Raw genomic sequence first — 7,626 nt, 5'->3', positions numbered from 1 at the left:
CAGGTGGTCAACTACCTAATTTTCAGGGAAAAAGTCCAGGGATTTTCCCCCCGATCACTCCAAGTGCTGGCACTTTTTGAGGGGAAAAAAGTCTAAAAGTCTTACCCAACAAGGTTTTTAGATTTATTCAGCAAACCCTAAGTAACGGTTTCGTTAGACATTTTGGTAAAATCCCTGTGAGTAAGTTTTCTTAAGCGCTCTCCGTTGATAGTACAATAATTTTATCTTAATACTAAATCTGGTTATAGCGGTGTGCAGTCGTATTAGGTACAGTGTCACGAGCTATAAACCATGCTAGGCAAGGCTTGGTCTGTATCTCACTCAAGCGCTTACCGCTATATTAAAGACTGATTATTTATTGCCACTTTTGCCTCTTGCAAGAGTGCCTATTGCCTCTCCTGATATGTAGCCTATACTCAACGGATTTAGTATGATTTCCTTATTTTTGAGAAAAATATAGATAACCGCATAGGTCAGAAATGTTGAATCCGTACATAAAACTTTACATACAAGCTGACGAGAACAGGATAGTCATTAAATTCCATAATTGCAAAAATGTTTTAGACAAACTCAATTATAAACAAAGTAATGTAATTGAGAATTTAATTTACCTTATCCTATTTTTAGCCCTGAAATATATGATAGCGATGATAGTTTAAAAAATCCAAATCTGGTGAAAAGCGAGCGGGAACATTTAAAGTTTTACCGCGATAGTTGATAAAATTTAGTGCTAACGTCTCGCTACCTTGATCCTGAGCCTTTTTTTCGATCTCATGGCCAATAATTAATCTTAAATCCTCATCGAAACTAATTAAACCTCGATCGAAAGCAGTATCATGAGTACGAGCTAGGCACAAGCCATTATGAGGGTTTAAACGCTGTTCAGGAAATTGACTCCAGGGTAATATATGACTAGCTGTTAGTAACAGAGGAATGGGATTTCCTGTAATACAGCAACGATAGTTATATAGGGCTAAAATTGTCTTTCTAAAAAAGTTTTGTCCGATTCTAACTTTTCTGATTGCCTCGGTTTCTGTTTTGATCTTTTCCGAAAAATCAAGTCTAGTAAAATCCTCTTGCTGTTCGTTGATACCTCCTAAAAGAACCTGTAATTTTTCCTCACTTTCTAGGGCTAATTCTGTCCAGTTATCCTCGAACTCCTGCCAGATTTGCCGATCAGCTTTACTGATACCTTTTAACCCCTGTACTCCTCGCAATTGATGCCTGGGATCGAGAGAACCAAAATTACATAATTTCATCACCAGGGCCGATGGTGTTCGCTGTAACTTTTGAGCGACTTCGATAATAACAGGATTATTGGTGTGGAATTGTCCATAGGGAAATTTATAGTATAAATTGAGAGCGATCAGCAGCTCATCCCTTGTCCATAAATTCTTAGTCATAGCCCCTAAAAAATACCACCATCAGCCCTGAAATTACTGCTCAAATCAAATCGGGAAAAACTTCGCGCACTGCTGGATGAATTAACCGATGATTGGCGACATTTAACCCCTTAGCGAGGGAAACATCTTGCTCCAAAGCTTTTATCCCATGGTCGGCTAATTTAATAACGTAGGGTAGGGTACTATTATTTAAAGCTTGGGTTGCAGTCCAGGGTACTGCTCCAGGCATATTAGGCACCCCATAATGTACTACTCCCGACTCCAGGTAGGTCGGTTGACTGTGGGAAGTGGCCCGCAGGGTTTCCACGCAGCCGCCTTGGTCCACTGCCACATCGACAATTACAGAACCAGGGTTCATTTTGGCGACTAAAGAGCGAGAAACCAGCGTAGGCGCTCGTTTTCCTAAGACTAGCACTGCCCCAATCAATAAATCGGCCTTAGGAACCACATTTTCTAATTGTGCCGAGCTGCTATAAAGCAATTCTACCCGCGAACCGAATAAAGTCTCTAAATAGGCCAAGCGCTCGACGTTAATATCTAAAATAGTTACTTTTGCCCCCATACCGATGGCAATTCTGGCCGCTTCCGTACCCACCACACCACCGCCAAGGATAACCACTTGTCCAGGACTCACCCCGGGGAAACCCCCCAGTAAAACTCCTCTACCCCCCTGTTGTTTTTCCAGATAGCGGGCCCCAAATTGTACCGAAAGACGACCGGCAATAACACTCATGGGAGTTAAGAGAGGCAAGCGACCATCGGCAAGCTCGACCGTTTCATAAGCGATCGCAGTTGTTCCCGACTCGATTAATGCTTCCGTTAAATAGCGCTCGGCCGCTAGGTGTAAATAGGTGAATAGGAGAGCTTCTTTATTTAAAAAGCCGTATTCTGCCTTAAGCGGCTCTTTGACCTTGACAACTAGCGGTTTATCCCAAACTTGTGCCGCTTTTTCCACAATTTTGGCCCCAGCTTTTTGGTAATCCTCATTGCTGAATCCAGCACCCAATCCGGCGGCCGTTTCCACAAATACCCTGTGACCGCGATCATTGAGTACACGCACACTACTGGGACTCAAACCGACGCGAAATTCTTGATCTTTAATCTCTTTGGGAACACCTATTTCCATGGTTTGCTTCTGGGGGACTATTTCTAACTACTTTAGCCTGTTAGTCCTAGTCTGCCAGTTATCGGGCATACTATTGAGGAATTTTAGCGACTTTTTTGGTATTCTTCCAGCAAATCGATTAAATCCACCTGACATTTGGTGGGTAACAAATCCGCTAGAGAAACTTGCAGATGACCACCTCCGAGGGTGACTTTAATCTCCCGCAGGATAGACATGACTGCATTCTCACTTAAACTGTCGTTTTCGAGCAAAGGGAAGACTTTTTCGGCAACGACGCTGTGTAAATGTGCTTCCCGGAGATAGAGATGCCATTTAGCCACGTCAATGTAGATATTGTCGCCGATTTGGGCCGCCAGATTTTCGATGTCCTGAGTTGTGTTAGCCATGGGATGTTACCGAGTAGTTAGCGATCGCCGCTATATAAATCAAATGTCCCACCAGTAGAATAGCCCAAATTCCCGTGAACAGATTTAACCAAGTCCAATCGGAGAATTTAATGATATGAAAAAACCACAACCCTGAATTAATCGCTAAAAAACCCGCTACATGAACGGCGAAATTCATGCGATCATCTAAAAGTCGGAAAGCGGGATCGTTTTTGCGATCGGGTTGACGGGGCCAACGGGGAGGCATAAGCAGTGATCAGTTATCAATTATCAGTTATCAATTATCAGTGTACCGTTTTTTTAGCCAATAGATTTTGTCTTTGATCCCCCCTGCCCCCCTTGATAAGGGGGGTGGCGATCCCCCTGCTCCCTGCTACCTGCCACTTGCTCCCACCGCTTGACCATCTCCAATCAGGATAAACGCCGCCCAAAAGAAAGGATGAAGGTCAATATGGGCGAGTTTTGCTTGACGGAGGGCTTCCGCTTTGGTCATGCCCTGTTGTAAATTAGTATAAAATTGATTTAAAATCGCCGCCGTGGGCAATTCTGGGCTGTTTTGTTGGGAATATTGCACAAAATCGGTGGCATTCCAAAGACTGGCGAGGGTGGTTTTCGCCCCCGCTCTTTCCCAAACGTAGGCCAAACCCGCCAAACCGACTCCATCCACTTCCCGCGCCGTTTCACAAGCGCCAATAGTAATCAATTCGGTGTTTTGCAGTCCCAGTTTCACGGCATCTTTGAGTTCATACTCTCTCTTGTTGGCAAACAGTAGGGTATTCGCTTTCATGCCTAGGCTAGGACACCCCTCTGGACGGAAACAACCATGAGTGCCTAAGTGCAGAATAGGAAACCGAGGCGATTGACTTAAAAAGGCGTCGAGGGTGGCTTGTTGGTGTTTGTAGATTTGGCTGTTGGCATAGGTTTTTTGCAGAAAGTCGGCTTGAGCTTCTGTGCCGATTAATTCGACTTGGGTAGGACGGGGATTAGCAAAGACGAGGACACTAGGATTATTGACTTTCGGCGTGGGTTGGGGCTGCACTTTACTCAGACGGGTGAGGTAGTGAATGGGATATTTTTGCAGGAGATACTGTTGGGTTTGGTTGTCGTAGAGGGTTTCAAAGGGGATTCTTTGCAAAGCACCCGTGGCAATGATGGCCAGGGTTTGATTCGGGGCAATTTGGCCTTCAATGGGACGAATCAGCAGGTCATAGAGTTGGGAACTGAGGGCGCGATCAACGATTTCTAGGTCGCTTTCCAGTTGGCTGGCGTAGCGTTGCAGACGCTCATTAAGATCTTTAGGGACGGGAACTTGCTGAACCTTAAGGGTGGTACGGGTGAGGATAAAGAGGGCAACGGTATGTTCAACGTTATCTGTCCCTGTGAGTAGGACGGGTTGGAGGAGAGTGGTATTAGCAGGTAGGTTGGCTTGCAGTTGGGCGAGGTCGGTGGGGGTAATTTCCAGTAAATCGGCTAATTCGGGGTATTTTTCCACAAGGATTTCCGCTTGTTCCCTGAGGGCGGCTTCTTGTTGCCGGACTTGTTGGGAGAGGGTGTCGCTGAAGTTGGTTTGTAATTCTTGGCGCAGGGCTTCCAGTTGCCGTGCCTGTGCTTTCCACTCCTGATAAGCTTGATTGGCGACAGGATTTTTGACTTGTCCTTCCGTTCCCGCAAGGCGATCGTAATCCACGAGGTCAAAAGTGGTGCTGAGATTTGCCCATTCAAAGGCTTTCTGAGGGGAATTCTGGCGAATGAGGAGATCCACTAAAGCGGCGCTTGTCCCGCGATTGGTTTCTAGGAAAGTTGCCCGCAAGGAACGGCTAACCCCCCGCCGTAGCTCCAGAATCAGATTAGCGGATTGTTCCCAAGAGTTAATCGCCACTTCTGGTTTTCTTTGCTCTCGATAGACAAAACCAATATTATTGAGAGTAATGGCTTCCCCTTTGCGATCGCCCACTGTCCGTCTTAAGGGTAAAGCCTGTTGGTAGTAGTCTAAAGCCTTCTGTTTCTCCCCTAAATCTGAATAGACACCACCAATATTATTGAGGGTATTGGCTTCCCCAGAGCGATCGCCCACCGCCCGTGATAGAGGTAAGGACTCTTGGAAGTAGTCTAAAGCCTTCTGTTTCTCCCCTAAATCTGAATAGACATCACCAATATTATTGAGAGTAGTGGCTTCCCCCTCCCGATCGCCCACCGCCCGCGATAGAGATAAAGCCTGTTGGTAATAGTCTAATGCCTTCTGTTTTTCCCCTAAATCATCATAGACAAGACCAATATTATTGAGAGTAGCGGCTTCCCCCGAGCGGGCGCTTTGCGTGCCTTCGGCAGCGCCCACCGCCCGCCATAAGGATAAAGCCTGTTGGTAGTAGTCTAATGCCTTGTTTTTCTCACCTAAAGCAGAATAGACAGCACCAATATTACTGAGAGTAGTGGCTTCCCCAGAGCGATCGCCCACCGCCCGTCTTAAGGGTAAGGACTGTTGGTAGTAGTCTAAAGCCTTTTGTTTTTCTCCTAAATCATCATAGACAAGACCAATATTATTGAGAGTAGTGGCTTCCCCCGCGCGTGCGCTTTGCGTGCCTTCGGTAGCGTCCACCGCCCGCCATAAGGGTAAAGCCTGTTGGTAGTAGTCTAAAGCCTTTTGTTTTTCTCCTAAATCATCATAGATACGCCCTAAACCGGTGAGGACTAATGCTTGCTCTAATTTACTGTCGAGTTGCTGATAAAGCTTTAATGCCTGTTGCCACTTCCCTAATGCCCCCTGATAGCCTTCTAATGTTCCCGACTGGAACAATTCAAATCCTTCTTGACGTAATTGATCTGCTTCTTGACGTAAATCCGTCTGCACCAATAGGGGGGAAGCTATAACCGTCAAATGCGGCGCTGTTACGACTAGCCCTAGACTGAGTAATATCCCTAAACCTGTCTTCATTGCTTCCCCTCGCCAGACTCAAATGATTCTTTATATTATCTCAATAATGCCAGTATCAGGATTTTGAGGATTGGAGGATTTTCAGGATAGATATAATGTTCTTTATGATCCTTTAATTATCCTACTCCTTGCCAATAACTTAATCCTGTTAATCCCTTAATTCTCAATCCCAGTATCAGGATTTTGAGGATTTGAGGATTTTCAGGATAGATATAATATTCTTTATGATCCTTTAATTATCTACTCCTTGCCAATAACTTAATCCTGTTAATCCCTTAATCCTCAATGCCAGTATCAGGATTTTGAGGATTTGAGGATTTTCAGGATAGATATAATGTTCTTTATGATCCTTTAATTATCTACTCCTTGCCAATAACCTAATCTTGTTAATCCCTTAATCCTCTAAATCCTGATACTGATATTTGTTATCTATTATTAAATATCTTTTTATATTCTAAACTGGTTGCGCCAAAGTTAATTAATAGACCAACAGGGAAATTATAAGCAACGACGTAATTTTTTGCTTGTGCAAGATGGACAGCTTCTAGGCGAATTACCGCTTTTAATTCGACAATGACTTTTCCTTCTACGGTAAAATCAGCGCGTCTTGTTCCGACTTGTATTCCTTCATAAAAGATAAGTTGTTCTTTTTCTCTTTCAAAGGTTAATCCTGTTTTTCCTAATTCAATATCGAGACATCTTTGATAGATGACTTCTTGAAACCCATTCCCCAGTGTTCGATGGATTTTCATACAACAACCAATAATTTTATAGGTGATTTCGTCTAATTCCATAATGCCAGTATCAGGATTTTTAGGATTGGAGGATTTTCAGGATAGGGTTGGGGGTGGGTGTCCTATTCCCTGCATCCTTTAATTATAGACTTTTCACAAGTCACCTAATCCTGTTAATCCCTTAATCCTCAATGCCAGTATCAGGATTTTGAGGATTGGAGGATTTTCAGGATAGATATAATATTCTTTATGATCCTTTAATTATAGACTTTTCACAAGTCACCTAATCCTGTTAATCCTTTAATCCTAAAAATCCTGATCTCAGGATTTAGGGGATTGGAGGATTTTCAGGATGGATATTATAGTCTTTTTATCCTTTAATTATAGACTCTTCACAAGTCACCTAATCCTGTTAATCCTTTAATCCTCAATGCCAGTATCAGGATTTTGAGGATTGGAGGATTTTCAGGATGGATATTATAGTCTTTTTATCCTTTAATTATAGACTCTTCACAAGTCACCTAATCCTGTTAATCCCTTAATCCTAAAAATCCTGATACTGATTTTTATTGACATAATTTTGGTGATTAATTTGCCCGACAACGCAACACTCCTGCCGCTTTTAACTCGCCATTAGCAAATTCTAACTGTTTCAACACATAACCATAAGCCCCTTTCTGAGTTAACTCTCTTTGCATCTCTGGAGGCAAATCTGATAAGTTAATCTCTACCTGCTTACGCTTTTGCTTTTCCACCAAACTCAAATGCTCAAAACGGCGCGGTACAGCATAAACCGAACCACATCGCTTGTCCTCTCCCTGAATCACAATTATCGGGTTTTCGGGAATACTGATGATGGTTTCTCCCTCTAAGGTTAATTGTGTCACTTGGGCAATGGGTAGATTAGAACTCTTGCAAATTAATTATATGTTATAATGATTGGTTAACTAATTTTCCCCAAAAAATTAGTTAATCAGTACATTCGTCCTGAATGAAAACTTGAAGTTTAACTTTTAACTCAAAACTCTTTAGAGCTGCTTTAATT

7 protein-coding genes are annotated in these 7,626 nt (G+C 43.3%); all 7 read right to left on the bottom strand.

Features of this window, described 5'->3' with window-relative positions; translation table 11 throughout:
* Positions 1-623 precede the first annotated feature (623 nt).
* The 7 genes from IM475_RS07135 to IM475_RS07105 all read right to left on the bottom strand — a co-directional run bounded on the left by IM475_RS07135 (position 624) and on the right by IM475_RS07105 (position 7,468).
* The gene (locus tag IM475_RS07135) at positions 624-1,403 is read right to left on the bottom strand and encodes an HNH endonuclease (protein ID WP_287727128.1); all 780 of its coding nucleotides are present in this window, start codon (positions 1,401-1,403) and stop codon (positions 624-626) included.
* A 40-nt stretch (positions 1,404-1,443) separates the two neighbouring features.
* On the bottom strand, positions 1,444-2,529 hold the full coding sequence (ald, locus tag IM475_RS07130; RefSeq protein WP_287658124.1) for an alanine dehydrogenase: 1,086 nt from the start codon (positions 2,527-2,529) through the stop codon (positions 1,444-1,446).
* Positions 2,530-2,612: 83 nt separating this feature from the next.
* Complete coding sequence (locus IM475_RS07125; RefSeq protein WP_149978261.1) at positions 2,613-2,915, bottom strand: DUF3181 family protein; 303 nt, start codon at positions 2,913-2,915, stop codon at positions 2,613-2,615.
* Positions 2,908-3,162 (bottom strand): hypothetical protein, encoded by a 255-nt coding sequence (locus IM475_RS07120; RefSeq protein WP_287727127.1) that lies wholly within the window; start codon positions 3,160-3,162, stop codon positions 2,908-2,910. The genes IM475_RS07125 and IM475_RS07120 overlap by 8 nt, the downstream gene beginning before the upstream one ends.
* Before the next feature lie 126 nt (positions 3,163-3,288).
* Positions 3,289-5,847: a CHAT domain-containing protein gene (locus tag IM475_RS07115; protein WP_287727126.1), complete on the bottom strand. Its 2,559-nt coding sequence runs from the start codon at positions 5,845-5,847 to the stop codon at positions 3,289-3,291.
* 425 nt (positions 5,848-6,272) lie between these two features.
* The gene (locus IM475_RS07110; RefSeq protein WP_002736595.1) at positions 6,273-6,641 is read right to left on the bottom strand and encodes a GxxExxY protein; all 369 of its coding nucleotides are present in this window, start codon (positions 6,639-6,641) and stop codon (positions 6,273-6,275) included.
* 527 nt (positions 6,642-7,168) lie between these two features.
* The gene (locus tag IM475_RS07105) at positions 7,169-7,468 is read right to left on the bottom strand and encodes a hypothetical protein (RefSeq protein WP_287727125.1); all 300 of its coding nucleotides are present in this window, start codon (positions 7,466-7,468) and stop codon (positions 7,169-7,171) included.
* Positions 7,469-7,626: the final 158 nt, after the last annotated feature.

The organism is Microcystis sp. M061S2, from assembly GCF_020245605.1.
In the GTDB taxonomy this organism is placed as follows: domain Bacteria; phylum Cyanobacteriota; class Cyanobacteriia; order Cyanobacteriales; family Microcystaceae; genus Microcystis.
The sequence above is the reverse complement of the archived record's forward strand: the minus strand, read 5'-3'. Positions and strand labels throughout refer to the sequence as shown.